Origin of the sequence: Citrobacter sp. Cb004 (genome assembly GCF_030337065.1) — a bacterium.
In the GTDB taxonomy this organism is placed as follows: domain Bacteria; phylum Pseudomonadota; class Gammaproteobacteria; order Enterobacterales; family Enterobacteriaceae; genus Citrobacter; species Citrobacter braakii.
In genome coordinates this window covers 1-419 of the sequence record NZ_JAOWCH010000030.1, presented here as the reverse complement: position 1 = coordinate 419, position 419 = coordinate 1, and the positions used below count along the sequence as shown (strand labels likewise).

General features: G+C 54.9%; 1 protein-coding gene. It reads left to right on the top strand.

Annotation, left to right across the window (positions count from 1 at the left end; genetic code table 11):
* Positions 1–419: branched-chain amino acid transport system II carrier protein (locus OGV65_RS00890; protein ID WP_286454502.1), on the top strand; the 419-nt coding region annotated here is incomplete at both ends.

The window sequence follows — 419 nt, the reverse complement described above, 5'->3', positions numbered from 1 at the left end:
GTCGGTTTCTTCCTTTCGCCCATTAAAATTAGTGCCCTGATTTTTATCGGCATATGTGCCTGGTTACATCCGATTGGTGACCTCACGACCGCCACAACCGCGTATCAAACTCGCGCGTTCGATACAGGGTTCGTCAACGGTTATCAGACCCTGGATGTGATCAGTGCGCTGTGCTTTGGCGCCATTATCACCCACACGCTTAAACAGCGCGGGATCCACCATCCGCGGGGCATCTTTACCCATTCCATCGCCGCAGCCTTTATCGCCGCGGCAGGTCTGGCCGTGATTTATATCTGCTATCTGTCGATGGGGTCCCACAGCCCGGTGCGGGGCGCAACAAACGGTATGCAGGTGATGAGCGCCTATGTCGAGACTGTTTTTGGCGTTTATGGCCGGGTGTTGTTGGCGGCGATCATTAC